Origin of the sequence: Amycolatopsis jejuensis, assembly GCF_000717335.1 — a bacterium.
GTDB classification, from domain to species: domain Bacteria; phylum Actinomycetota; class Actinomycetes; order Mycobacteriales; family Pseudonocardiaceae; genus Amycolatopsis; species Amycolatopsis jejuensis.
In genome coordinates, this window is the sequence record NZ_JNYZ01000026.1 from 89,195 (window position 1) to 113,886 (window position 24,692).

21 protein-coding genes and 1 pseudogene are annotated in these 24,692 nt (G+C 69.2%); 14 read left to right on the plus strand and 8 right to left on the minus strand.

Annotated features, from left to right (window positions below; all coding sequences use genetic code 11):
- Positions 1-39 precede the first annotated feature (39 nt).
- The 4 genes from OO71_RS31840 to OO71_RS31855 are packed head-to-tail and all read left to right on the plus strand — an operon-like array spanning position 40 to position 4,336.
- Positions 40-984 (plus strand): ABC transporter substrate-binding protein, encoded by a 945-nt coding sequence (locus tag OO71_RS31840; protein WP_033293647.1) that lies wholly within the window; start codon positions 40-42, stop codon positions 982-984.
- Complete coding sequence (locus OO71_RS31845) at positions 971-1,864, plus strand: amino acid ABC transporter permease (protein ID WP_033293648.1); 894 nt, start codon at positions 971-973, stop codon at positions 1,862-1,864. The genes OO71_RS31840 and OO71_RS31845 overlap by 14 nt, the downstream gene beginning before the upstream one ends.
- Positions 1,857-2,624, plus strand: coding sequence for an amino acid ABC transporter ATP-binding protein (locus OO71_RS31850; protein WP_033293688.1), 768 nt, complete (start codon positions 1,857-1,859; stop codon positions 2,622-2,624). The genes OO71_RS31845 and OO71_RS31850 overlap by 8 nt, the downstream gene beginning before the upstream one ends.
- Positions 2,621-4,336 carry an aminotransferase class V-fold PLP-dependent enzyme gene (locus OO71_RS31855; RefSeq protein ID WP_033293649.1) on the plus strand — a complete coding sequence of 572 codons (1,716 nt, stop codon included), beginning with the start codon at positions 2,621-2,623 and terminating at the stop codon, positions 4,334-4,336. The genes OO71_RS31850 and OO71_RS31855 overlap by 4 nt, the downstream gene beginning before the upstream one ends.
- Here OO71_RS31855 and OO71_RS51020 read toward each other — a convergent pair.
- Entirely contained in the window at positions 4,312-4,548 is a 237-nt protein-coding gene (locus OO71_RS51020) for a hypothetical protein (protein ID WP_162186131.1), read from the minus strand. The genes OO71_RS31855 and OO71_RS51020 overlap by 25 nt on opposite strands.
- A gap of 55 nt (positions 4,549-4,603) precedes the next feature.
- Here OO71_RS51020 and OO71_RS31860 point away from each other — a divergent pair, with 55 nt between their 5' ends.
- The 6 genes from OO71_RS31860 (at position 4,604) to OO71_RS31885 (ending at position 9,948) form a co-directional block, all read left to right on the plus strand.
- Positions 4,604-5,500 (plus strand): ABC transporter ATP-binding protein, encoded by an 897-nt coding sequence (locus OO71_RS31860; protein ID WP_033293650.1) that lies wholly within the window; start codon positions 4,604-4,606, stop codon positions 5,498-5,500.
- On the plus strand, positions 5,497-6,231 hold the full coding sequence (locus OO71_RS31865) for an ABC transporter permease (RefSeq protein ID WP_033293651.1): 735 nt from the start codon (positions 5,497-5,499) through the stop codon (positions 6,229-6,231). The genes OO71_RS31860 and OO71_RS31865 overlap by 4 nt, the downstream gene beginning before the upstream one ends.
- A gap of 27 nt (positions 6,232-6,258) precedes the next feature.
- Positions 6,259-6,879, plus strand: a complete 621-nt coding sequence (locus OO71_RS31870; RefSeq protein ID WP_245633853.1) for a hypothetical protein — start codon at positions 6,259-6,261, stop codon at positions 6,877-6,879.
- Positions 6,876-7,187, plus strand: a complete 312-nt coding sequence (locus tag OO71_RS31875; RefSeq protein WP_033293653.1) for a transcriptional regulator — start codon at positions 6,876-6,878, stop codon at positions 7,185-7,187. Before OO71_RS31870 ends, OO71_RS31875 begins: the two co-directional genes overlap by 4 nt.
- Position 7,188: 1 nt before the next feature.
- Positions 7,189-8,517 carry a DNA polymerase IV gene (locus OO71_RS31880; protein ID WP_033293654.1) on the plus strand — a complete coding sequence of 443 codons (1,329 nt, stop codon included), beginning with the start codon at positions 7,189-7,191 and terminating at the stop codon, positions 8,515-8,517.
- A 309-nt stretch (positions 8,518-8,826) separates the two neighbouring features.
- Positions 8,827-9,948, plus strand: coding sequence for a CapA family protein (locus OO71_RS31885; RefSeq protein WP_211260665.1), 1,122 nt, complete (start codon positions 8,827-8,829; stop codon positions 9,946-9,948).
- Positions 9,949-10,054: 106 nt separating this feature from the next.
- On the opposite strand, the gene OO71_RS31890 is transcribed toward OO71_RS31885, so the two are convergent.
- Together OO71_RS31890 and OO71_RS31895 are read right to left on the minus strand one after the other, a co-directional pair.
- Positions 10,055-11,077, minus strand: coding sequence for a family 2 encapsulin nanocompartment cargo protein polyprenyl transferase (locus tag OO71_RS31890; protein ID WP_033293655.1), 1,023 nt, complete (start codon positions 11,075-11,077; stop codon positions 10,055-10,057).
- Between the two features lie 46 nt (positions 11,078-11,123).
- Positions 11,124-12,527: a family 2B encapsulin nanocompartment shell protein gene (locus OO71_RS31895; protein ID WP_033293690.1), complete on the minus strand. Its 1,404-nt coding sequence runs from the start codon at positions 12,525-12,527 to the stop codon at positions 11,124-11,126.
- Positions 12,528-12,954: 427 nt separating this feature from the next.
- On the opposite strand from OO71_RS31895, the gene OO71_RS31900 reads away from it, so the two are divergent.
- Positions 12,955-13,716 (plus strand): bestrophin-like domain, encoded by a 762-nt coding sequence (locus OO71_RS31900; protein ID WP_033293656.1) that lies wholly within the window; start codon positions 12,955-12,957, stop codon positions 13,714-13,716.
- A gap of 159 nt (positions 13,717-13,875) precedes the next feature.
- Positions 13,876-14,526: pseudogene (locus OO71_RS53465) on the plus strand (DUF6923 family protein); the annotation flags it as partial.
- Between the two features lie 19 nt (positions 14,527-14,545).
- Here OO71_RS53465 and OO71_RS50465 read toward each other — a convergent pair.
- Positions 14,546-14,779: a hypothetical protein gene (locus OO71_RS50465; RefSeq protein WP_156096646.1), complete on the minus strand. Its 234-nt coding sequence runs from the start codon at positions 14,777-14,779 to the stop codon at positions 14,546-14,548.
- Positions 14,780-15,239: 460 nt separating this feature from the next.
- Between OO71_RS50465 and OO71_RS31910 the strand changes: the two genes are divergently transcribed.
- Entirely contained in the window at positions 15,240-16,802 is a 1,563-nt protein-coding gene (locus OO71_RS31910; protein ID WP_033293658.1) for an esterase-like activity of phytase family protein, read from the plus strand.
- Here the strand turns inward: OO71_RS31910 and OO71_RS31915 are convergent.
- Both OO71_RS31915 and OO71_RS31920 read right to left on the minus strand, forming a co-directional pair.
- Positions 16,799-17,812, minus strand: a complete 1,014-nt coding sequence (locus OO71_RS31915; protein WP_033293659.1) for an autoinducer 2 ABC transporter substrate-binding protein — start codon at positions 17,810-17,812, stop codon at positions 16,799-16,801. The two genes, OO71_RS31910 and OO71_RS31915, sit on opposite strands and share 4 nt — an antisense overlap.
- Before the next feature lie 97 nt (positions 17,813-17,909).
- Positions 17,910-19,349 carry an alpha/beta hydrolase gene (locus OO71_RS31920; protein WP_084145428.1) on the minus strand — a complete coding sequence of 480 codons (1,440 nt, stop codon included), beginning with the start codon at positions 19,347-19,349 and terminating at the stop codon, positions 17,910-17,912.
- 97 nt (positions 19,350-19,446) lie between these two features.
- Between OO71_RS31920 and OO71_RS31925 the strand changes: the two genes are divergently transcribed.
- Complete coding sequence (locus OO71_RS31925) at positions 19,447-19,905, plus strand: DUF4396 domain-containing protein (RefSeq protein ID WP_033293660.1); 459 nt, start codon at positions 19,447-19,449, stop codon at positions 19,903-19,905.
- Between the two features lie 88 nt (positions 19,906-19,993).
- Here the strand turns inward: OO71_RS31925 and OO71_RS52525 are convergent, their stop codons facing one another.
- Together OO71_RS52525 and OO71_RS31935 are read right to left on the minus strand one after the other, a co-directional pair.
- Positions 19,994-21,580 (minus strand): hypothetical protein, encoded by a 1,587-nt coding sequence (locus OO71_RS52525; protein WP_245633854.1) that lies wholly within the window; start codon positions 21,578-21,580, stop codon positions 19,994-19,996.
- Positions 21,581-21,633: 53 nt separating this feature from the next.
- Complete coding sequence (locus tag OO71_RS31935; protein WP_084145429.1) at positions 21,634-24,477, minus strand: AfsR/SARP family transcriptional regulator; 2,844 nt, start codon at positions 24,475-24,477, stop codon at positions 21,634-21,636.
- Positions 24,478-24,692 lie beyond the last annotated feature (215 nt).

The following is a 24,692-nucleotide window of genomic DNA, read 5'->3' on the forward strand; positions in this document are numbered from 1 at the left end:
TTGTAGCGTCCCGGTCACTACGACGTTCTGGAGGTCCGCATGCCGTCTCTGCGTCCCCGTGCCTGGCTGGTTGCGTTGCTGGGCGGAGTGCTCGTCGCGGCGTGTGGGGGTGGGCCGGACGGGGCCGGTGGGCAACCGCAGCAACCGCAGCAAGGTGCGATTCCGGACAACAATGCCCTGATCAGCGCGGTCAAGGCCGACCCGCAGCTGGCGGCCGCGCTGCCGACGGCGGTTGCGCAGGCCAAGACGTTGCGGCTCGCGTCCAACATCCAATCCGCGCCGAACAACTTCTACGCGGCCGACGGCAAGACCCCGATCGGCTACGAGGTCGACCTGGTGAAAGCGGCTGCGGCGAAGCTCGGCGTCACCGTCACCTACCAGGACCTCGCGTTCGGCTCGCTGATCACCAGCCTCCAGTCCGGCCGCGTCGACCTGACCATGGCCGCCATGAACGACACCAAGGAGCGCCAGCAGCAGATCGACTTCGTCGACTACTTCTCCTCCGGGATCACGATCATGATCCGCAAGGGCAACCCGGATGGGATCACCGGGCCGGATACGTTGTGCGGCAAGAATGTCGCCGTCGTGCAGGGGACGAGTCACCAGAAGTTCGCCGCCGCGCAGAGTGCGAAATGCACGCAGGCGGGCAAGCCCGCGGTCACCGTCACCGCGACCGACAGCGACAACCAGAACCAGAACCAACTGCGCACCAACCGCGTCGCGGCGATTCTCAACGACCTGCCGAGTGCCGTCTACATCTCGCGCACCGCAGGTGAGGGCAAGTTTTTCGAGGTCGTACCTGGTCAGCCGATCGAAGGCGGGCCGTACGGGATGGGCTTCAACAAGGACAACGCGAAGCTGCGGGACGCGGTGAAGCAGGCGTTGCAGGCGCTGATCGCGGACGGCACGTACGGCAAGATCCTGCAGTCCTGGGGCGTCGAGCAGGGTGCGGTGAAGGAGGCGGCCGTCAATGGCGGAAGCTGAACCGCTGCCGATCGTCCGGCTGAAGCACTGGGGCCGGTGGGTCAGCGCGGTGGTGATCGTCGCGCTGCTGGTGGCGATCGGGTTTGCGCTGGCCCAGGCGCAGATCGAGTGGGGCTCGGTACCTGATTTCGTGTTCTACCGCGTGATGGCGCTCGGCCTGCTGAACACCGTCGTGCTCGCGGTGATCGCGCAGGCGGTCGCGATCGCGCTCGGCATCCTGATCGCGTTGCTGCGGCTCAGCGCCAACCCGGTGGCGAAGTGGTTTGCCGCGGCGTACATCTGGCTCTTCCGCGGGCTTCCGGTGCTCCTGCAGATCCTGATCTGGTACAACCTCGCGCTGATCTTCCCGACCGTCTCGATCCCGCTGCCCTTCGGCGGCTACCTGGTGCACGAGCCGACGAACGTGCTGGTCAGCGCATTCACCGCGGCGTTGCTCGGGCTGGCGCTGAACGAAAGCGCGTACATGGCCGAGATCGTGCGTGCCGGGCTCACCAGCGTGGACTCCGGGCAGACCGAGGCGGCCAAATCCATCGGCATGACGCCGGGCGCGACGTTGCGCCGGGTGGTGCTGCCGCAGGCCATGCGCGTGATCATCCCGCCGACCGGCAACGACTTCATCAACATGCTCAAGGGCACGTCGATGGCGTCGGTGATCGGCGTGACCGAGCTGATCCACGCGGCCAACAACATCTCGTCCAACAACCTGCTGGTGATGGAGACGCTGATCGCGGCGGCGATCTGGTACATGGTCGTGGTGACCGTGGCCGGCGTCGGCCAGCACTACCTCGAGCGCGCGTTCGGGGCAGCGGACCGGAGTCCGGCCGCGCGGGCCGGGAAGGCGCTCAAGGGGATGCCATTGGTGCGGGGTGCGCGTGTCTGAACCGCTGCTGAAAGCCGTCGGGGTAAGGAAAAGCTACGGTCACACCGAGGTGCTCAAGGGCATCGACCTGGAGGTCCGCAAGGGGCAGGTGGTGTGCCTGCTCGGGCCGTCCGGGGCAGGCAAGAGCACGTTCCTGCGCTGCCTCAACCACCTCGAGACGATCGACGGCGGCCAAGTCTGGGTGGACGGCGAGCCGATCGGGTTCAAGCTGCGCGGCGGGAAGCTGTACGAGCTGCGGGAGAAGGACGTCGCCCGGCAGCGGCGCGACATCGGGATGGTTTTCCAGCGGTTCAACCTGTTCGGGCATCGGACGGCGCTGGAGAACGTCGTCGAGGGACCGGTCCGGGTGCTCGGTCTCGATCCGGCGAAGGCCCGGCAGGAGGCGATGGACCTGCTCGACCGCGTCGGCCTCGCGGATCGCGCCGGGGCATATCCGGCGCAGCTGTCCGGCGGGCAGCAGCAGCGGGTCGCGATCGCGCGGTCGCTCGCGATGAAGCCGAAGCTGATGCTGTTCGACGAGCCGACGTCCGCGCTCGACCCGGAGCTGGTCGGGGAGGTGCTCGCGGTGATGGGTACGTTGGCCCGGGAAGGAATGACGATGGTGGTCGTGACGCACGAGATGAGCTTCGCCGCCGAGGCCGCGGACGAGGTCGTATTCCTCGCTGACGGTGCGGTCGTCGAAACCGGGCCGCCGGAACGCGTCCTCAAGGAACCGGACCACGAACGGACCCGGCAGTTCCTCGCGCGAGTCCTCTCGTGACCCGGATTCCGCCCCGTTACCTGCTCCAGTTCGACGAACCCGCCGGTTACCTGGATTTCGCGCGGTTCGGGCCGCCGTCGCACGCGGTGCTCGACACCACCGCGCGGTTGCTGGAGGCCACTACGAAGGCCGGTCCGTCCACTGTGGACGAACTGATGCGGCAGGAGATCCGCGCGAAGGCGGCGGCCGCGCGGTTGTGTGGCAGCGACACCGACCACACCGTGCTGCTGCCGCACACGAGTCTCGGGTTGTTCCAGGCGGCGTTCAACAGCCACGGCGAGGTGCTGGTGTCAGCCGCGGAATTCCCGGCGAACACGTACCCGTGGGCGCGGGCCGAGCTGGCCGGGCGCGTCACAACAAGGTGGCTGACCAGCGGTTACGTCACCGCTGATCGGGTTGCGGAGGCGCTCACGCCCGACACGACGGTGGTATCGGTGAGCGCGGTCGACTTCCGCACCGGCTACCGCGCGGACCTCGCCGCGTTGCGCGACGTCGTGGGTGACCGGCTGCTGGTCGTCGACGGCATTCAAGGCTTCGGCGTCACCGAAGCGCCGTGGGAGGTCGCCGACGTGCTCGTGGTCGGCGGGCAGAAATGGCTGCGTGCGGGCTGGGGTACCGGGTTCGCCGTGCTGTCCGACCGGGCGCTGGAGCGGATGGACCCGATCCTGTCCGGCTGGACCGGCGCGCGCGACCCCGGCCTGTTCGACGACGAAGTCCACCCGGCCGACCCGACGGCGGCGAGCTGGTCGATCTCGAACCTCAGCCCGGTCACGTCCGGGGCGTTCGCGGCGGCGCTCGAGCTGGTCGAGGAAACCGGGGTCGCGGCGATCGCGGGCCGGATCGCCGAACGCGTCGGCGAGCTGGAGGATGTCCTGCGCTCGGTGGGTGCGGAAATCGTGTCGGCGACCGAGCGACGGGCCGGAATCCTCGCGTTCACGCTGCCCGGACAGCCGGCCGAGCAGGTGGGCGCGGCGTTGATGTCGGCGGGGATTGCGGCGACGGTGCGGCCGGAACACGTCCGGTTGTCGCCGCACGCGTCCACGCCGGTGGCGGCGGCGGACCAGCTGCGGGAGGCGTTGACGAAGCCGCGTAAACCCGTCGCGATGGCCTCCGCGGTGACAGGTAAAGCAACGCTGCTCACCGCGCTGATCCCAGCAGTGGACGGGCTGGCCGCCATGCTCGGGCCGGGCAACGAGGTGCTGCTGCACGACCTTTCGCGGCTGCCGGATTCGATCGTCGCCGTCGCCGGGGACGACCTCACCGGCCGCACCGTCGGCGGGCCGATGACGGACCTGCTGCTCGGTCTGGTCCGCCGCGGCACGACGCAGGACCTCACCAACTACCGCACACACAGCCCGGACGGTCGCGAGATCCGCTCGTCCACGTTGTTCCTGCGCGACCCCGAGGGGGTGGCGATCGGCTGCCTGTGCGTGAACAGCGAGCTGCGCGGTTCGGCGGAAACCGTCGACGTGCGGCGCGAGGAGACGTTTTCCCCGGACGTCGACAGTCTCCAGCGGTTCCTCGCCGGACGCGCGATCGGGAAGGCGGGGATCCCGGTGGAGCTGATGAAGAAGCGGCACAAGTCGGCCGTGGTGCGTGAACTCGAAGAGGCGGGGTACTTCCTGATCAAGGATTCCGTGGACTACCTTGCCGGGCAGCTCGAGGTGACGCGGTACACGATCTACAACTACCTGAACGAGATCCGTGCTTGAAGGAACTGGCTCCGCGGCATCGAGACAGGCACAGTAGGGGAGAGTTCGTCGGTGAACCTCGTGCCGAACGACACCAGCAGGATCGTGGGATGGGGCACGACGTCGGCGTGACTCACCCGATGCCCGCGCTGCACGAGTTCCCGGCTGACACCGAGTGACGGGTAGAAGGTGGCCGGGCGCAGTGCAGCCGACAGCTCCGCGGCAGCTACCACTTTCCAATGCAACCTACTTTGTGTTACAAAGTAGGGGAACGCATTGGGGGAAGTCATGGCTGAAGCATTCCGGCTCACCGGTTTGGTCAAGAGGTTCGGGCAGCTCAGAGCGGTCGACGGCGTCTCCGTCACCGTGCGCACCGGCGAGGTGGTCGCGCTGCTCGGGCCGAACGGCGCAGGCAAATCGACCACCATCGACCTGCTGCTCGGGCTCGCTCCACCCGACGAGGGGGACGTCCGCGTGCTCGATGGCGGGCCGCGTGCGGCGCTCGACTCCGGGCGGCTCGCGGCGATGGTGCAGAACGGGTTCCTGCTGCGGGACGTCACGCCGGCCGAGCTCGTCGAGCTGCACCGGTCGATGTTCCGGAACCCCTTGTCCGTCAAGGAGATCTACGACCGCGCCGGCATCGGGGAGTTCGCGAAACGCCGGTGTGGCAAGTTGTCCGGCGGGCAGCTGCAACGGGTGCGGTACGCCCTCGCGCTCACCGGGGACCCGGAGATTCTGGTGCTGGACGAGCCGACTGCGGCGCTGGACGTCGACGCGCGGCGGGCGTTCTGGGCGTCCATGCGTGAGTTCACCGCGGGCGGCCGCACGGTGTTGTTCGCGACCCACTATCTCGCCGAGGCCGAGGACTACGCCGATCGCGTTGTGCTGATGCGGCAAGGGAAAGTCGTCGCGGACGGGCCGGTTGCGGAGGTGCGCGCGAACGTGTCCGGGCGGGTGCTGCGGGCCGTCGTGCCAGGGGCGAGTGACGACGGGCTGGCCGCGCTGGCCGGGGTCGCGTCCGTGCGCAGGCAAGGGGACCGGGCCGAGCTCTCGTGCGCCGACTCCGACCTGGCCATCCGGGCGCTCCTGGACACGTTCCCGCAGGCCAGCTCCATAGAGATCACCTCCGCGGGGCTTGAGGAAGCCTTCCTCGCCCTTACCTCCTCGCAAGGAGCGCTGCGATGAACCTCGTCTACCTCCGCCTGGAGATCCTGCGGATCGTGCGCAGCCCGCAGTTCGCGTTGTTCACGATCGTGGTTCCGCTCGGCATGTTCCTGCTGTTCGGCGGGCTGTTCGGGGACCAAGTCGGCCCGGACGGCATCCGCGCGAGTGTCACCACGATGATCAACATGGGCGCGTACGGCGCGATGAGCGGCGCGCTGTTCACCGGCACCCGGGTCGCGACCGAGCGCACCGACGGCTGGCAACGGCAGCTGCGGCTCACGCCGATGCGCGGACCGGGGTACCTCGCGGTGAAACTCGCGTCGGCCATGGCAATGGCGTTGCCCGTGGTCGTGGTGATCTTCGTGGCCGGAGCACTGCGTGGCGTCGACCTCACCGCGGCGCAATGGCTGCTCAGCGGTGTCGCATTGTGGTTGGGCGCCTTGCCGTTCGCGGTGCTCGGGTTGCTGCTCGGGCTGTTCGGCAAGGGTGACACAGTGGGCGCGATGACCGGTGCGCTGATGCTGCCGCTGGGGGTGTTCGGCGGGTTGTGGATGCCGCTGTCGATCATGCCGGAGTGGATGTCGGTGGTGGCGCACTTCTTCCCGACGTACTGGCTCGGCCGGGTCGGTACGCTGCCGATCGACCACGCCGGCGGGCTCGGGCTGGCCGTCGGTGTGCTCGCGGCGTGGCTGGTGGTGCCTGCGCTCGTGGTGGTGCGGCGGTTCCGGCTGGGGCCGGTGAAGGTGGCGTGACGTGGTGACTTCCTGATGGGGGATGGGATGAACGCAGACGACGAACCGCTGTCGGCGGCCGAATCGCTGGACCTCATCGCCCGGCAGAACGAGCGGACGCGGCGTGAGCTGCGGGTCAGTCCGGCGCGGTTGTTCGGCGTGTGGGCTTTCACCTGGCTCGTCGGCTGGGGGCTCGTCTACCTCTCCGACGAGCGTTCGGCGGCGCTGCTGCCGGGCTGGGTCGCGGGTCTCGTGGTGGGAGTGCTGATGGTCGGCGCGATCACGTACTCCGCCTGGCACGGCAGCAAACCCAGCCGCGGGATCCGAGGTCCGTCACGGCGGATCGGCGCGATGTACGGCTGGTCGTGGGCGATCTCGTTCGCGGCCATGACCCTGGTGGACATCCGGCTCACCAAGATGGTCCCCGCGGGCTCCGACCTCGTTCCACTGCTGTGGTCGGGTACGTCGCTGCTGCTCACCGGCGCCCTCTACCTGGCAGGCGGAATGCTGTGGCAGGACCTGCGCCAGTACGGTCTCGGTGGCTGGATCATCGTCTGCAGCGGGGTGAGCGTGCTGGTCGGGGTGCCGGGTAACTTCCTCGTCCTCTCGCTGGCGGGTGGCGGCGGATTCGCCGTCGCGGCGCTGGTCTACGTGGTGCGCCCGCGGTGACCGAGTCCGCGCTGCCCGAGCTCGACCCGGTGATCCATGCCCAGGCGCGGCTGCGGGTCACGGTTGCGCTCGCCGGGCTGCGCAAAGGCGACCAGATCACTTTCCCGCGGCTGCAGCAGCTGCTCGAAATGACCGCGGGCAACCTTTCCACGCATTTGCGCAAGCTCGAGGACGTCGAGTACGTCGAGATCACCAAGGCGTACGAGCACCGCACGCCGGTGACGCTGGTCCGGCTCACCGCCAAGGGCCGGACCGCGTTCGAGAGCTACACCGACGCGCTGCACCGGCTCCTGGACGCTGGGAGCTGACGTGTCCCGCTGGGTCGTGCACCTGGACCTCGACGCGTTCTACGCCTCGGCCGAGCAGCTCACGCGGCCGACGCTGCGTGGCCGGGCGGTGGTGGTCGGCGGCACCGGACCGCGCGGGGTCGTGGCCGGGGCGAGTTATGAATCCCGCGAGTACGGCGTGCGTTCGGCGATGCCGATGTCCCAGGCACGGCGGCTGCTTCCGTCCGGTGGGGTGGTGCTGCCGCCGCGATTCCGGTTGTACGAGCTGTTGAGCAAGCAGGTGTTCGACGTCGTCGGCGAGGTCGCGCCGGTGCTGGAACGGATTTCGCTCGACGAGGCGTTCGCGGAGCCGCCTGCGCTGGCCGGCGCGTCGGTGGCGGAGGTGACCGAGTTCGCGGAGAACCTGCGCTCGCGGATCCGGGAGCGGACCGGGCTGACGGCGTCGATCGGCGCGGGCACCGGCAAGCAGGTCGCGAAAATCGGTTCGGACCGGGCGAAACCCGATGGGCTGCTGGTCGTCCCGCCGGGGACCGAACGGGAGTTCCTGGCGCCGCTGCCGGTGCGGGCGCTGTGGGGGATCGGGCCGGTCGCGGAAGGGAAACTGCGCACGATCGGCGTCCAGACGCTGGGTGAGCTGGCGGCGTTGCCCGAGCCGGACGCGGTGTCGACGCTCGGCGGGGTCGTCGGCCGCGAGCTGCGGCGGCTGGCGAGCGGGATCGACGACCGACCGGTCGCCGAACGCGGCGAGGCCAAGCAGGTGAGCGCGGAGACGACGTTCGACACCGACGTCGTCGACCTGGTCCGGCTGCGGGGAGAGGTCCGGAAGATCGCCGTCGGTGCACACGCTCGGTTGGTGAAAGCGGGGCGTGTTGCGCGTACTGTGGTGATCAAATTACGGCACACGGACATGAGCACGGTCACCCGCTCCGAAACCACCGCGTCGCCCACCGACGACCTCGAACAGCTTGCTGCCACTGCAGAACGGCTGCTGCTGGACCCACAGGAGTTCGGGGGCGTACGGCTGGCCGGTGTTGCCTTCAGCGGGCTTTCCGTGCCACATCAGGACGCCCTCTTCACGCTCGCGGTGCCTGCCGCGACCGAGGCCGTGGTCACGTCGCGTGATGACGCTGCCGCGCCGTCGCCGGGTGGGAGCGCGCCGCCGTCGTCCGGCTGGCGGCCTGGGGACGATGTGGTGCACGCTGCGCACGGGACGGGCTGGGTGCAGGGCGCCGGGCATGGTCGCGTCACGGTGCGGTTCGAGACGCGCACGTCCGGACCAGGGGTGGCGCGCACGTTCGATCAGTCCGATCCGGAGCTCACCCGGGGGAAGGTTGCGGATTGTCTTGCTTGAGTCCTGGTGTTGTCAGTTCGCGCGGGGGCGGTCTGTGGATCGTCTTGCTTGTGCCCTGGTCGGGGCTGGTGTCGCCGGTTCGCGCGGGGGCCGTCTGGATTGTCTCGCCTGAGCCGTGGTCGGCGCCGGTGTCGTCAGCTCACCCGCTTGTCTCGCCTGAGTCCTGATCGGTCGGGTGTCGTCAGCCCCACCCGCGGCCAGCCCGGCGGATTCTCTCGCCCGAGCTTTTGCCTGGTCAGCACCGGTGTCGTCGCCCATCAGGGTGATGCGGCAGGATGTGCCGGGCAGCCGGGCAGCCGGGCAAAGGGGATGATGATGACGTACGTGCGCCGTGCCGCCGCTGTCGCCGGGGTCGCGCTGATGCTCGCGGCCTGCGGGAGCCCGACGAGCACGCCGCGGCCTCCGTCGGCGCCGTCGCCGCCGTCGGCTGTCGCCCCGGAGTCCTTCACCGTGGTGGCGACCGGGGACGTGCTGATCCACCCGCGGCTCACCGACCAGGCGAAGACCGACGGCGGCGGGAAGATCGACTACCGGCCGCTGCTCGCCGGGGTCAAACCGCTGGTGTCCGGCGCGGACCTGGGGATCTGCCACCTCGAGACGCCGCTCGCCCCGGAAGGCGGGCCGTACAGCGGGTATCCGTCGTTCAGCGCGCCGCCGGAGATCGCGGATGCGTTGCGCGACACCGGGTACGACACGTGTTCCACCGCGTCGAACCATACGCTCGACCAAAGCACCGCGGGCATCAAGCGCACGCTGGACAAGCTCGACGCGGCCGGGTTGAAACACACCGGCTCTGCGCGGTCGGCGGAGGAAGCTGCGAAACCGTTGATTCTCGACGTGCACGGGGTGAAGGTGGCACAGCTATCTTACGCGTTCGGGTTCAACGGGATCAAGCGCCCGGCCGGAAAACCGTGGCTGGCCAACGAAATCGACGCCGACGAGATCCTCGACGCGGCCCGCGCGGCGAAGGCGGCCGGCGCGGAAGTGGTGATCGCGAGCCTGCATTGGGGCGTTGAGTACCACCACGAGGTGACCGGCGAACAGGAACAGCTCGCGCGGAAGCTGTTGGCGTCACCGGATCTCGACCTGATCGTGGGACATCACGCGCACGTGGTGCAGCCGTTCGAGAAAATCGGCGGCAAGTGGGTGGCTTTCGGGCTGGGCAACGAAATCGCGAGGCACGACGAACCGCGCGGCTCCACGGAGGAAGGCGTCGCGGCGCGGTTCCGGTTCACCCGCACGGGCGGCCGCTGGACGGTGGACAAGGCGGAGTACGTCCCGACCCTCATCGACCTCGGCCCCCCGATCCGCCTACGAGACCTCACCGCGGCGCCGCCTGCTCAACGCGGCCAGGAGGCGCTTGCGCACACGGACGAGGTGGTGCTGTCCCGCGGAGCCGGGGAAGCGGGGCTGCGCCGCCCTGGTCGCTGACCTGCCGATCTGGTGCGCCCCAATGTGGCATTGGTTGCATGCGATGCAGCGAATGTGGCGTTGGGTGCGTCAGATGCACCCAATGCCACATTGGGGTGGCCCGGGTTCAATGGTCCCGTCGAGTGATCAAGTGTGCCAGCGCGGTCAGCTCCGCCGTAGGCCGCGCGACCGGGTTCGCGGCGGTCAATGCGGACAGAGCATCCGTGAGCAGAGCGTCAGCCTCGGTGTGGCTCCACGTTCGCCCTCCTGCCTGGTCGATCAGGGCAGCGGCGTGCGGCAGGCAGTCGTCGCGTAGGGGGGCGCGGTAGAGGGCGGCCAGTTCCTGTCCGGCTGGCGTGTCCGACGTCAGCGCCGCCACCACCGGCAGGGATTTCTTGCGGCTGCGCAGGTCCGAGTACACCGGCTTGCCCGTGACCGCCGGGTCGCCCCAGATGCCCAGCAGGTCGTCGACGTGCTGGAAAGCCAGGCCCAGCGAACGTCCGAAGCGGCCGAAGCGTTCCACGTGCTCGCCGCGGCCGCCGACCACCAGCACTCCCAGCGTGCACGCGACGCTCAGCAGCGCAGCGGTCTTGCCCTGTGCCATCCGGACGCACTCGTCCACCTCGACGTTCGACCGTTGCTCGAACGCCAGGTCCTCGTGCTGTCCGTGCAGCAGGTCGAGCACCGCGGTGCTGAGCAGTCGCGCGGCGGCCGGGCCGTCGGGGGACAGAACGTCGAAGGCCAAGGCGAGCAAGGCATCCCCGGCGAGGACGGCCTGTCCGGTGCCGAAGACCGTCCACGCCGTGGGCCGATGCCGACGGGTGCGGTCGCCGTCCATCACGTCGTCGTGCAGGAGCGAGAAGTTGTGCGCCAGCTCGACCGCGACCGCGGCGGCGATCGCGTCTTCCGGATCGCCGCCCGCCGCCTCCGCGCACAGCAGCACCAACGCCGGACGCAGCGCCTTCCCGCCGGACGCGCCCGACGGCGTACCCGTCTCGTCCCACCAGCCCAGGTGGTATCCGGCGATCCGGCGCATCGACCCGGGCAGCCGGTCGACTGCCGCCCGCATCGCCGGTTCCCATCGGCTGCGGCTCCAGTCCAGCACCTCGGCCACGCTGCGAGCCCCGGTCTGTGCGTCCACTGTGGTCATCGTTCCTCCGGGGTGCGGGCGGCGCGGGACAGGGTGACCGGCACCGTCAGTCCCCGCGGCCGATCTCGGCGTTTTCCAAGATTGCCAACGCATCCGGTACCAGCACCGCGGCCGAGTAGTATGCGCTCACCAGGTACGAGACGATCGCCTGCTCACTGATCCCCATGAACCGCACGTTCAAGCCGGGCTGGTACTCGTCCGGCAGCCCGGTCTGGTGCAGCCCGATCACGCCTTGCGCCTGCTCGCCGGTGCGCATCAGCAGGACCGAGCTCGTGCGCGTGTCCGTGACTGGGATCTTGTTGCACGGCAGCACCGGCACCCCGCGCCATCCCGGGACCTGGTGCCCGCCGAGGTCGACCGCGTCCGGGTACACCCCGCGCCTGCTGCATTCGCGGCCGAACGCGGCGATCGTCTTCGGATGGGCCAGGAAGAACGCAGGTTCCTTCCATACCAGGGAAAGCAGCTCGTCGAAGTCGTCCGGACCGGGTGGTCCGCTGCGAGTGGGCACGCGCTGGGTGAAATCCGCGTTGTGCAGCAGGCCGAAGCCGGCGTTGTTGACCAGCTCGTGTTCCTGCCGTTCGCGCAACGCCTCGACGGTGAGCCGCAACTGCTGCTCGACCTGGTTCATCGGCTGGTTGTAGAGGTCGGCGACCCGGCTGTGCACCCGCAGCACAGTCTGCGCGACGCTCAGCTCGTACTCGCGCGGCTCGGTGTCGTAGTCGACGAATGTGCCGGGCAGCTGCGGTTCGCCGTCGTGCCCGGACGCGACGTCGATGACCGCCTCGCCGTGGTCGTTCGACGCAAGCGACGCGTTTGCCGACACCGCATCCAGGTGCGCCCGCAGCGTCTCGGACCGGTCGAGCACTCCCTGGAACTCGCTGCGCGGCAACGACAACACCGTGCACGCGGTGATCGCTTTCGCGGTGAACTCCCAGATCCCGTCCGCGCTGACGAGCACTGCCTCGCCGAAGTAGTCGCCGTCGGCCAGCGTGCCCAGCACCGTCTGATCGCCGTACGCGCCGGTGCCGATCTTGCTGATCTTGCCGTGCGCGACCAGACAAACCTGGTCCGCCTGATGTCCGAACTCCACCAGCGCGTCGCCCGGTTCGTACTCGTGCTGCACGAAGCGGCCGGCCAGCTCGTGCAGCACCTCCTCGTCGTCGTACCCGCGCAGCGGGGCCAGTTCGCCGAGCTCCGGCGGGATCACCCGCACCTGCGACCCGGTGGTGGCGAAGGTGACCCGGCCGTCGCCGACGGAATAGCTCAGCCGGCGGTTGACGCGGTACGCGCCGCCCGGCACCTCGACCCACGGCAGCACCTTCAGCAGCCACCGCGACGAGATGCCCTGCATCTGCGGGACGGACTTCGTGGTGGTCGCGAGGGTGCGGGCGGCGGCGCGGCCGAGGCTCAGCTGCGGGTGTTCCGGGTTGACCGGTTCGGTGACGGTCACTGCGAAAACCACCTAACGTCGAAAACATCCGGGAGGCCGTTATCCGGGAATGGGGCGGAATGCGGGCCTCAACATAGCAAGACCTCCTCTCCCGACAATCCCACGATCGGGTAGCCGGGGCCGGTTCACCTGTTTGCCGAACGGCCTTTTCGGGCATCGCGCGTGTTGTTGTCGATCGGCCAGTGGAAAAAGCGTCACGGTGGGTCGGGCGGCGTAACCCGGTCGGGCACCGGCGACCGGTATCCGAGCGGTTTTCCCTGGCAGGAACGGTCAATGGGGAAGCGGCCGGACGGGTCCGCTGCTCCGATCCGGCGAATTGCATACGGCCCGCGCGGCCACCCGGCTGAATCGCGGGATGCGCGGTTGTCCGTTCCGGAATGAGCTGGCTAGCGTCGGCCAGCATATTTACTGGCGCGAAAGGAACCGGATGAACGTCTACGTGACCGGGGTGTTCTGGGTGGTCGGCGGGGCGGTAGTGGCCGCCGTGATCGGCTATCTCGTCCGGCGCTTCGGCTGGGACGAAGGGCGCCGCGACAACAACGACGCCGCCGGTCAGGTGTTCACCATCGTCGGCGCGCTGCACGCGGTGCTGATCGCATTCGTGCTGATCTCGCTTTTCGACGACGTCGGCAAAACGCGCGAGGGTTCCTACACCGAGGCCGACGGTCTCGTCGCCGCCACCTGGTCCGCAGAAGCGCTCCCTGGCGACACAGGCGAGCGCGTACGGCAGCTCGCCATCGCGTACGCGGCCACAGTCGCGCAGCAGGAATGGCCGCGGCTCATCGACGACGGTCCGATCCCGGCCACCGGCTGGACCCAGCTCGACGAAATGCGCCGCGCGGTCGCCGCCGCACCGGCAGGCGACGACTGGGAAACCGACCGCAAGAACGAGGCGTCCAGCCAGCTGTGGCAGGTCTACCAAGCCCGGCAGACCCGGCTCACCGGCGCGGCGACCGACGGCGTCGGCGCGGTGATGTGGTTCGCGCTCATCCTCGGCAGCGTGATTTCGGTGCTGCTGCCCAACCTCTTCGGTGGTACGCGGATGGCCGCGCACCTGGTGATCGTGTCGACGCTGGCCGGTACGATCGTGTTGCTGCTGTTCGCGATCTTCCAGCTGCAGAACCCGTACGCCGGAGGTGCGAGCGTGCCGCCGGACGCGTTCGCCGGCGCCATCGCGCGGCTCGGCTGACCCGTGCGGAGGTACCTGTCCGTGGTCGGCGTGGCGGCGGCGGTCGCGGGACTGCTGGTCGCGTCCGGCTGGCTGACGCCGTCCCGTACCCGGCCGAGCGCGCCGGCGTCGTGTCCGGTGCTGCAGGTCGAAAGCCGCGACGGACGCACGTCCGAACTCGTGCAGCTCACGTTGCCCTCCGGCGCCCGGCATTCCTTGGGTACCAGCAGGTTTGTGCTCAACGCGATCGCGTACTCGGCCGCGCAGGGGGTGACGTACGGCGTCGCCGACGGCCGTTTCCGCGACGGTTCCCACGCCGTCCGGATCGACTCCAGCGGCCACGTGACCGACCTGGGCGCCGTCGGCCGCGACGGCCACCACGGCGTATGGAGCTGGGTGACGGGCGCGACCGCGGGGGCGATTTCAGGTAATTCCTGGTATGTGTTGCGGGGGACAAGTTTGTACACAGTGGACATTGACCCGAACAGCCCCGGTTACCTCACGGTGGCGCCGCCGCTGCTGCTGCGGTCGTGGCTGCTTGGGTCCGGTATTGACGATTTCGCATACCACCCGGCGGACGGCCTGCTGTACGGGGTTTCGGCTACCGGCCGCGGATCGGTGGTGACGGTGGACCCGGCGAGCGGCCGTGTGGCAGAGGTGCCGGGGCAGCGGTTTCCCATGCCTGCGACGTATGGGTCGGTCGTGTTCGGACCGGACCACGCGCTGTACGCGACGGCCAACCGGCTTGGTGGGCGCAGTGTGACGTTTCGGATGGAGGGCGGGACGGCGGTCGAGGTGAGCACTGGGCCTGCTTCGGTGATTACGGATGGTGCTGGGTGTTTGGCTGCTCCTACGCCGCCTCCACCTCCTCCGCCACCGTCGTCACCGTCACCGTCACCGTCACCGTCACCGACGCCTTCGCCCACGCCCACGCCCTCGCCCTCGCCCACGCCAACGCCAACGCCTTCACCGTCGCCGACGCCTTCGCCAACACCGTCGCCGTCGCCGTCGCCGACGCCTTCGCCTTCGCCTTCGCCTTCGCCTTCGCCTTCGCCTTCGCCTTCGCCTTCGCCGAAACCGTCACCGACGCCCTCACCCTCCCCATCACCGTCCAGCACGCCACCCCCACCGAGCCCGCCGTCGACCACCTCGTCACCCCCGCCGCCCGCAAGCCCGCCCCCGGAGCCGACGCCAACCCCGGCCCCGATCCCGACCCCAACCCCAACCGAGGAGCCGCCCCCGATCCCGGAAGCGATCGTCAAACCCGCCCCGCCGACGGAGCCTCCACCGCAACCATCCCCGGTCACCCCGGCGAAGCCGAACCGGAAACCGGCCGAGCCGCATGCCAAGAGGTCCCACGACGAGGTCAAGAAGCAACGTCGCTGGGGACTCACCGCGGTACTCCTCATCGTCGGCGGCGGAGCGGTAGCCGCGCGGGCACGGCGTGCTCGTTAACGCGGCGGTCGTCTCGAAGACGGGCGTTGTCCAACTCGGCCGTCGAGACTCCGTCGGGCGTCGGAGCGACGCCGGAGGAGGAGAAGCGGATGAAACGCGTGAGAATCGGGCTGGCCGCCGGGGTGCTGGTGCTGCCGCTGGCGGCGGCGGGGACCGCGGACGCGCACGGCAGCCACCCGGACGGCCACTACCGCGTGCGGTCCGGGTACACGCTGCAGGTGCACGGCGACAACCAGCGGAACGGTGCGGTCGTGCGGCACACGAGCCCAGACCACGGTGCGCTCACCATCGGCCCCGACGGCTCGTTCCGCTACACGCCCGCCGCCGGGTTCACCGGCCGCGACACGTTCACCTACACGGTCAGCGATGCGGTCCGGCTTTATCCGACGGATCTGCCGCCGCTGGCGACGATCGGCGGCGTGAAGATCACCGGCGGCGCGTTCGGGTCCGCGCTCACGCCGGTGCCCGGGTCGCGCGACGAGTTCTACGGACTCACCGACCGCGGTCCGAACGTCGACACGCCGGACGGCAAAGCCGAGCCCATCCCGTCGTTCACGCCGGCAATCGGCAAGTTCCGGCTGAAGAACGGCAAAGCCGTGCTGGAGCGCCGGATTCCGCTGCGCGCGGCCGACGGAAGCCCGTACAACGGCCAGGTCAACACCGCAGCGGACACCGGCGAGAAGATCGTGGACCTCGATGGCAAGCCGCTGCCCGCGTCGCCGAACGGTTACGACTCCGAGGGGCTCGTCGCCGAACGCGACGGGACGTTCTGGGTCTCGGACGAGTACGGCCCGTTCATCACGCACTTCCGCGCGGACGGCCGTGCGATCGAGCGGCTTTCGCCCTTCGACGGGTCGCTGCCGAAGGAGCTCAAGAACCGCGTGCCGAACAAGGGCATGGAGGGTCTTGCGCTCACGCCGGACGGTCGCACGCTCGTCGGCATCATGCAGTCCGCGCTGCAGCAGCCGGACCTGACGAAGAAGCCCGGCAACGTCACCACGCTGCGGATCGTGACCGTCGACCTGAAGACCCACGCCACGCACGAGTACGTCTACCTGCTCGACAACCCGGACAAAACCAGCACTGCGGTGTCCGAGATCACCGCGCTGTCGGCGACGCGGTTCCTCGTCGACGAGCGCGACGGCAAACCCCAGCCCGGCGCGTACAAGAAGCTGTACGAGATCGACCTGGCGAAGGCGACCGACATCGGCCCAGCGGCGCGCGTGCCGGGCGCGCCCTACGACGCGGCCAAGGGCGGTTTGCTGGTCGGCGGCAAGAGCATCGAGGCGTACGTCGGCAAGGACACCACTGCGGAAGCGACGGACGACCTGGCCAAAGTCGGCGTGACACCGGTGTCGAAGAAGCTGTTCCTCGACGTCGGCGGGCTGGTGACCGGGCTCGACCCGAGCGGCGGCTTCTTCGGCCACGACAAAGTCGAAGGCGTCGCGACCACCGACGGCGGCCGCACCGTGGTGATCAGCAACGACAACGACTTCGGCGTCGACGGCGTCACGAACTCCGCGCCGCCGTACGCGCTCCACCCCAAGCTGCTGCCCGACGGCCGTCAGGACGACGGCGAGTACCTGCAGGTGGACACCACGAAGCTGCCGGCGCGCACCCGGACGGTGACGGTGACCGTCGACGTGCGCTAGTACTTGAACTGATCCACGTTGTCCTGCGTGATCAGCAGAGGGTCGCCGAGGAGGACGGTGCGGGTGGCCGCGTCGTAGTGCACTGCCGGAAGCTCCGGGCTCACGTCGTTGGCAGGCTTGAGCGCGGTGCCGGTGGCGAGCTGCCGCGCGGTCCACGCAGTGAGGTAGCCGAGCGATTCGACGTTCCACAGCACTGTCATCGAGCAGGAACCGTCGAGCAGGTACGGCTTCATCGTCTGCGGCGTGCCTGATCCGACGGTGTACACCCGGCCGATCTTCTGCTGATCACGCACCGCCTGCGCGACCCCCGGCGTGGCCGTCGCGCATTGGCCGATCAACCCGGTGAGCCGCGGATACCGGGTGAGGAGCTGCTTCGCCAGCTTCGTCGCAGTGGTGGTGTCCTCGCCGGCGTACACGGTCTCGACCAGCCTTGCGCGTGGATAGCGTTGCGCCGCATACGTTTTCTCGGCCTCGATCCACGACGTGACGTTCGCCGCCGCGGCCCCGCACGAGACGATGGCGTACTCACCGGTGCCGCCGGTTTTCTTCATGAGGGAGTCGACCAGCGCCGACCCGACGCCTTCGGCCGACGCCTGGTTCACGAACACCTCGCGTTGCGACGCGGCTGCGTCGGTATCCGTGGTGAGCACGTGGATGCCCTCCGCCCGCGCGTCGGCAATCGCCGGAGCCAGCGCGACCGGGTCGTTGGGCGCCACCGCGATCACGTCGACGTGCTCGGCGACCAGCTGCCGCAGGATCGCCGTCTGCGCAGCCGGGTCGACAGTGGCCGGCGCGTGCATCGTCCACTGCATGCCGAGCCGTTCGGACGCCAGCATGCCCCCGGCGTTCATCGCGTCGAAGTACGGGATCCCGGCCAGCTTCGGCACGAACGCGACCTTCGTCGCTCCCGGCTCGGAGGCACGCAAGGCCGACGTGCAGCTCCCGATGACCGCCACCAGGCTCACCAGCAGCGCCACGCCCAGCACGAGCGTCTTCGTCCGCCCTCGCATTCCCCACCGTTCCGGTACTCGAACCTCGGCAGCCGAAGGTATGGGGTACCACCGACGGGGGTCAACCGTTAGTATGCAAACGGTTACGGAAGTGAGTTCAACCGGTCGATGGCGCCCCCGCCGGACAGGTGCCGTCCTTCGGCAGCTCGCCGGTGAGCAGGTAGTGCGCTGCCTTGTCGTCGATGCACGGATTGGCCTCGTTCAGGTAGGCCGCGTGGTTGCCGCCACCGTCCACGAGCAGGCTCGAACCGACGAGCACCTCGTGCATCCGCTGCGCACCCACCAGTGGTGTCGGCCCGTCGTCCTTGCCTTGCAGCAGCAGGATCGGCGGCACCTTCGCCGAGCCGATCCGGACCTCGGGCGACGGCGGGACCGGCCAGTACGAGCACGGGGCGCTGTACCACGTGTTGAGCCAGGCGAACAGCGGTGCCTTCTTCGCGGACTCGGCGGTGTCCGCGTGCCAGGTCGCCCAGTCGCGTGGCCAGCCGGCGTCCGCGCAGTTGTACGCGAGCTGAGCCGGGTCGACCTCGTACTGCGCTTGCGTTGCAGCGGAGACCAGCCCGCTGGAATCCCCGCCACGGTACTTGGCGACCGCCTCCAGCAGGCCGGGCCACGACCAGTCGCCGTACATCGCCGACGCCAGCAGATCGTCCAGCTCAGCCACGCCCGCCTTGCCGTCGACGGGTTGCTTGCCCCTGAGTTCGTTCCACGCGGCTTTCACTGCGGCGGCAGTGGTGCCGAGGTGATACGTGCCGTCCCGCGCCGCGGTCCACGCGAACAGCTGCTCGGCCCGTGTCTGTAGCGCGGAATTCTGTTGGTACTGCGTCTGATACGTGGTGACCGTGGGATCGACGACGCTGTCCAGGATCATCCGGCCGGTGTGCGCCGGGAACAGCGTGGCGTACGTGGCACCGAGCTTGGTGCCGTACGAGTAGCCCAGGTAGTCGATCTTGTCCTTGCCCAGCGCTTCGCGGATGCGGTCCATGTCGCGCGCGGCGTTCTCGGTGGTGATGTGCGGGAGGAGATCTTTCCCGTTCGCTGCGCACTGCCTCGCGATCTGCTGCGCCCGCTCGGACCGCTGCCGCTCCTGCCGCGCGTCGGCCGGATCGTACGGCGGCGCGGGGTGTGGCGTGAGTTTTCCGGTGTCGCCACAGGAAACCGGCGCGCTCGCGCCGACGCCCCGCGGGTCGAAGCTGAACACCGCGTACTGCTCGGCGACCTTCTGCGGCAGCTTGCTCGACACGAGTTTCTCGGTGCCGAGCCCGGACGCACCCGGGCCACCGGGGTTCACCAGAAGGTAGTGCGGTGCACGGAGACTGCCGACCCCGGACAGCGTGAGGGTGATCTGCCTGCCGCCCGGTTTTGCGTAGTCCAGCGGGACTTTCAGGCTCGCGCACGAAACCTGCTGCGGCGTGCCGGGCGGGCATTCGCCCCACTGCAACCGCGACTGGGCGCCTGCGGACGGGGCACTGACGAAACCTAGGAGGAGAAGGAAAACTGCGACTGCGGCGCATCTTCGCGCCTTGTTGATCACCACCCTTCCGTTATACCGAGGTGGTCGAGGTCACTGCAGGACTGTCATCACATCGGGCGACCTTGCGCATTTTATACCCCTTGGGGGTATAGTGGTGCGCATGAACGAACACCAGCACGGAGCATCCTGGTCCACTGCCGCCCAGGCGACGCTGCACTGCCTCACCGGGTGTGCCATCGGCGAAGTGCTCGGCATGGTTATCGGTACTGCGTTCGGGCTGCACAATGCGGCCACTGTGGTGCTGTCCATCGTGCTCGCGTTCGTCTTCGGTTACGCCTTGACCATGCGCGGGGTGCTCAAGTCGGGCCTCGCGCTCGCGGCTGCCTTCAAGGTCGCGCTCGCTGCCGACACGGTGTCGATCGCGGTCATGGAACTCATTGACAACACGGTGATCGTGGCGATCCCGGGCGCGATGGACGCGGGGCTGTCGAGTGGATTGTTCTGGCTGGCACTGGCACTTTCGCTCGCGGTGGCATTCGTGGTCACGGTTCCGGTGAACAAGTGGATGATCGGCCGCGGCCGGGGGCATGCGGTCGTGCACGCTCATCACCACCACTGACCGAAGCTGAAATCGGCGGCAGATTCCTTGCAGGGGAGGGGAATCCGCCGCCGAGTTCGTTGTGGACACTGGATTTCTGTGCGCCGGTTCAGCACGGCGGGACCGGAGCGTCGCCGGTTCGCAGATATGCCTCGGAAACATAGTGGCGAGGGCCGATCCGATGCCATATGGTGGTGGTACCCAGCGCGCCATCCACTGATTCTCCTTGCACATAACATTCGATCGGCACTTTCGCGTAGTTCGCGGCCAGCCCTGCCACCGGAGCTGTCGTCGTCGCGGCCGTGCGCAGATTCAACGGCGCCCCGGCAGTCGTCACCACGCCACTCGCCGGGGCGGAACCAGTCCACAGAAAGGTAATGTCTATGTAGCTGCTCCCCGTGAGGCCGAGGCCGTCCCAGAAGGTGCCGTCGGCGAGGTCGACTCCGGCCGGGTTGCGTACGGTCCGGCCACGCGCGTCCTTGCCGTCGTTGAAGCCGTTTTGGTACGCCGCTTGAGCTTCCGGCATGCCTTGTGGCAGCGACGCGAACGTCGCGCGTTCGTCGGCCGGGTTCCAGAAGTCGTCGTGTTCGTTCCACGGCCCGACTTCCCACACCGGCGCGTACTCGCAGCGGCTGCCGTCGGTGCGGCACACGCGGGCCGTGTAACTCCCGGTTCCTTTGGGTGACACGGATTTCGTCGACGGAAAAGCCACGAAGTGGTCGCGTTCGGTGATCTTGTGCCCGTTCGAGGTCGTCCCGCCTACGAGACCTTCGCGGGTCGCGTAGATCCGGTACGTCAACGGTTCCTGCGGCGGCGGGGGATCGGCCCGGCGCACCCGGTCCGCGGACAGCGTCACCGCCCGCACGGCCACCGGCCCGGACAGCGTGAGCCGTGCCTGCACCACGGTCACCGCACGGGGCAAGGCGGCGCCTGCCGGAACCCATTCCGTCCAGTCGTCTCCCGTTCGGCCACGCACGTCCACCTGGATGCCGGGTGGTCGGTCTGCCTTGACGCCAGACGGCCGGTCTGCCCCGAGGGTGGACGGTGGGTCCACCTGGACGCCGTGCGGTCGGTCTGCCTTGACGCTGGTCGGTTTGTCCGCCTCGACTCCGGGCTGGCGGTCTGCCTTGGCGTCGCGCGGGCGGTTCACCCCGATGTTGGGTGGGCGGTCTGCCTTGATGCTGGGCCGCGGGGCTGCCTCGATGCTGTGCGGTGGGTCCACCGGAACGCCGTGCGGTGGGGCCATCGTGACGTCGTGCGGTGGGTTTGCCGGGACGCCGTGCGGCGGGTTTGCCTGGATGCCGGGTGGTTGGTGTGCTTTGGCGCCGTGTGGCGGGTCTGTCTCGACGCCAGGCGGTCGGTCTGCATTGACGCCAGGCGGCTGTCCTGCCCCGAGGCTGGACGGCGGGTCCACTGCAACGCCGTGCGGGCTGCCCGCCTCGACGCCAGGCGGCCGGTCTGCCTTGACCCGCGCACTCACCCGGTCCACCGCAAGCGAAAGATGATGCTCGGCCGAGATGAAGATTCCGGGTCTGTCCTCGGTCGGCTGTAGCGTTCCGGTGGCTCTTACGCCGAAGTCGTCACCGTCCACCACAGACAGATCGAGCCGCCAACTCCGTTCGGCTGCCGCGGCAGGCGCTGGGACACTCACCGACACCAGCACCGCGACAAGACAGCACAGCTTCCCGCTCTTCATGATCGGCATCCTGGCCCGGCAGGCCGCAGCCGAGGGGGAACTGCGCCCGCGCGTCAGGCGGACACGATCCGGCGTTTTTCCGGGCGGTGGGACAGCTCGTGGCGGATGGCGCGAGCGCGCTCGGCGTAGCTGCGCGACCGCTCGGGCTGGCGGAGTGCCGAATGCAGCTCGCCGAGCAGTTGCGACACCTCGGCCTCCGAACGCCGGTCGCCGTTGCGTCGGTGCACGCTCAGTGAGTTGACCAGCAGCAGTTGTGCGTGCGCGAGGTCGCCGCTGTACAGGCACAGCTCGCCGAGGTTCTGGTTGGCGTAGCCGACGCAGTGGTCGTCGCCGAGGTCGGTGAACACGGCGATGGCGCGCGTGACGTGTTCGCGTGCTTCGGCGAGGTTGCCCTCGCGCTGGTGCAGGAGCCCGAGTCGTTGCAGCGCATGGGCTTCGCGGTGCCGGTCGCCGATTTCGCCGGACAGCTCCAGCGCGTCGGTGAACCAGCGCCGGGCCGTGGCGTAGCACTTGCGCGCCACCCAGATCGAGCCGATCGCAATGCGGATCACCGCTTCGCCGTGCCGATCACCGGCCTCGGCGAACAGCCGCAACGCTTCGTGGCACGGCACGAGCGCGCGTTCGGTCTGGCCTTGCAGCCGCAGCACGGTGCCGATACCGGCGTGTGCCTCGCCGAGACCCTGCACGTCGCCGACGCTTCGGTACCGCTCGAGCGCCGCTTCGAACGCGACCAGCGCGTCCGCGTCATTGTCCTGGTACAGCAGGACTTGGCCGAGGTTGCGCTGGATGATCGCCTCACCTCGGACCGCTCCCGCCCGCCGCGCCGCCGCGAGCGCGACCTCGTGCGTGACGTGCCAGTCGTCCTGGTGACCACGCAGGTCGAAATACGGCGTAAGGGTGGCGGTGAGGCGCCAGGCAAGGTCGTCGAACCCCAGCTCGACGGCCAATTCCACCGCGGCGACACAGGTGGTGTGCTCGGCGGCGAACCAGATGGCCGGATCGTCCGGCACCCGGCCACAGCCGGGCCGGACCAGCGGGGCGTCGTCGCGGTACTGGCCGAAGAAGTGGACCGGCATTCGCTCGGTCGCTTCCACGGCAAGCGCGAGGTACTCCTCCAGCACCCGCTCGACAGCGGCGCGCGTCTCGTCGTGCTCGGCTTGCTCCGCCGCGTACACGCGCAGCAAATCGTGCAGCCGGTAGCGCGGCTGGTCGGCGACGTCCGTGGCGACGAGTTCGACCAGGTGTGCGTCGACGAGCACGTCGACGACGTCGTCTGCGCACGGCCGCCCGAGCACCGCGGCGACCACCCATGCCGGGAACTGCAGCGGACCCAGCGAGCCCAACCGCCGGAACGCCGCGGCGGCGGACATCGGCAGCAGGTCGTAGCTCAGCGTCACACTCGCCCGCACGGCCAAGTCGCCGACGCGCAGCTCGTCGAGCCGCCGATGCTCGTCGTGCAGCCGGTCGGCGAGGATCCGCAGCGACCAGCCCGGCCGGTGGGTGAGCTTCGCACCGGCCACGCGGATCGCGAGTGGCAGGTGCCCGCATTGCTGCAGGATGGCCGCCGCGTCCTCGGGTTCCGCCGCCACGCGCTCGTGGCCGACGATGCTTTCCAGCAGCCGGGCAGCCTCCGGTTCTGGCAGCAGGTCGACGTCCACCGGCAGCGCACCGGCCAGATCGGGCAGCCGGACCCGGCTCGTGATGAGCACTGCGCAACTGCCTGCGCCGGGTAGCAGCGGCCGTACCTGCGCGGCGCTGCCAGCGTCGTCGAGCACCACGCACATCCGGCGGCCGGACAGCTGCGACCGCAGCAACGCGGCACGTTCGGCGAGGTCGCGCGGCAGACCAGCGTCGGGAATTCCCAGCGCGCGCAACAGTTCGGCGAGCACACTCATCGGCGACCGCGGCGACGACGAGGTACCCGCAAGGTTCACATGCAGCTGTCCATCGGCAAACACCGCACGCACCGCATGCGCCACCCGTACCGCGATCGACGACTTCCCGATACCGGGCGCGCCGGACAGCACCACGACCGTCGGCCGGTCCGCCTCGGCGTGCCGGCGCAACTTCGTGACCAGCCGTTCGACGACCTCGGCGCGCCCGGTGAAATCCGGCAGGTCGAGCGGTAGCTGGCAGACCGGCGGGACTTCCGCGCGGGGCATTTCGAGCGTGGTCCGCAATTCGCGCAGCTGCGCTCCCGGACGGGCGCCGAGCTCGTCGGCGAGAGTGCGTTCGACCAGCTCGTACGCCTCCGCCGCCTCGAGGACTCGCCCGGCGTCGCGCAACGCGGTGATCAGCTGGTGCCAGAACTCCTCGCGCAGCGGATGCCCGGTGACGAGACCGCGGAGTTCGGCGATGACCTCGCTGTGCCGGCCGAGCGCAAGCCGGGCTCGCAGGCGCTGTTCCTGCACGGACAGGCGCAATTCGTCCAGCCGCGCGACCGACGGCCCCCAGGCCGGATCGTGCGGCAGACCCTCCAGCACCTCGCCGCGCCAGAGCGCGTGCGCCTCGTCGAGCAGGCCGAGCGCGGTTTCCGGGTCGTCCTCGAGCGTTTCCCACGCCCGCGCGGCGAGCCGGGTGAAGACGAGGTGGTCGAGCTCCTCTTCGGGCACGGACAGCAGGTACCCCGAGGTCCGGCTGCAGATCCGGTCCGCAAGGCCGGGCGCGGTTTCGGCGAGCCGCCGTCGAAGGGAATGGACGTAAGTGCGGATGTTGGCGGCCGCCGACCGCGGCGCGGAACCGGGCCAGAGCACCTCGACGAGCACCTCGGTGGACACGACGACATTCGGCTGCAACGCCAGCGCAGCCAGCAGCACCCGCGGCTTCGGCCCGCCGAGCGGCACGGCCCGTCCTTCGGCGACGACCTCCAGCGGCCCCAGGATCCGGAAGGTCAGCACGTCATTCCACCCGCCTTTGCGGCAAGGTCCCCATACCGGGGCATGCTAGGAGCGTTTCGGACACTTAGCTAGATCCACTCGGGGCGGAATACCCCAGGTGGGTCGGGGCGGATGCCTCCCGGTCACCGGCGCGCCATGAATCGTTTTCACTTCCCTGGGCGGGGATTTGGTTTGCCCGGGTGGGGCGGGGCTGGGCTGGGGCGGGTGTGACGGGC

Excerpts from the sequence above, each read along its gene's own strand:
- OO71_RS31890 (WP_033293655.1), bottom strand. The coding sequence starts at position 11,077 with ATGACCACAGTGGACGCACAGACCGGGGCTCGCAGCGTGGCCGAGGTG.
- OO71_RS31860 (WP_033293650.1), top strand. The coding sequence starts at position 4,604 with ATGGCTGAAGCATTCCGGCTCACCGGTTTGGTCAAGAGGTTCGGGCAG.
- OO71_RS31885 (WP_211260665.1), top strand. The coding sequence starts at position 8,827 with ATGATGATGACGTACGTGCGCCGTGCCGCCGCTGTCGCCGGGGTCGCG.
- OO71_RS31845 (WP_033293648.1), top strand. The coding sequence starts at position 971 with ATGGCGGAAGCTGAACCGCTGCCGATCGTCCGGCTGAAGCACTGGGGC.
- OO71_RS31870 (WP_245633853.1), top strand. The coding sequence starts at position 6,259 with ATGAACGCAGACGACGAACCGCTGTCGGCGGCCGAATCGCTGGACCTC.
- OO71_RS31900 (WP_033293656.1), top strand. The coding sequence starts at position 12,955 with ATGAACGTCTACGTGACCGGGGTGTTCTGGGTGGTCGGCGGGGCGGTA.
- OO71_RS31910 (WP_033293658.1), top strand. The coding sequence starts at position 15,240 with ATGAAACGCGTGAGAATCGGGCTGGCCGCCGGGGTGCTGGTGCTGCCG.
- OO71_RS31840 (WP_033293647.1), top strand. The coding sequence starts at position 40 with ATGCCGTCTCTGCGTCCCCGTGCCTGGCTGGTTGCGTTGCTGGGCGGA.
- OO71_RS31915 (WP_033293659.1), bottom strand. The coding sequence starts at position 17,812 with ATGCGAGGGCGGACGAAGACGCTCGTGCTGGGCGTGGCGCTGCTGGTG.
- OO71_RS31865 (WP_033293651.1), top strand. The coding sequence starts at position 5,497 with ATGAACCTCGTCTACCTCCGCCTGGAGATCCTGCGGATCGTGCGCAGC.
- OO71_RS31925 (WP_033293660.1), top strand. The coding sequence starts at position 19,447 with ATGAACGAACACCAGCACGGAGCATCCTGGTCCACTGCCGCCCAGGCG.
- OO71_RS52525 (WP_245633854.1), bottom strand. The coding sequence starts at position 21,580 with ATGAAGAGCGGGAAGCTGTGCTGTCTTGTCGCGGTGCTGGTGTCGGTG.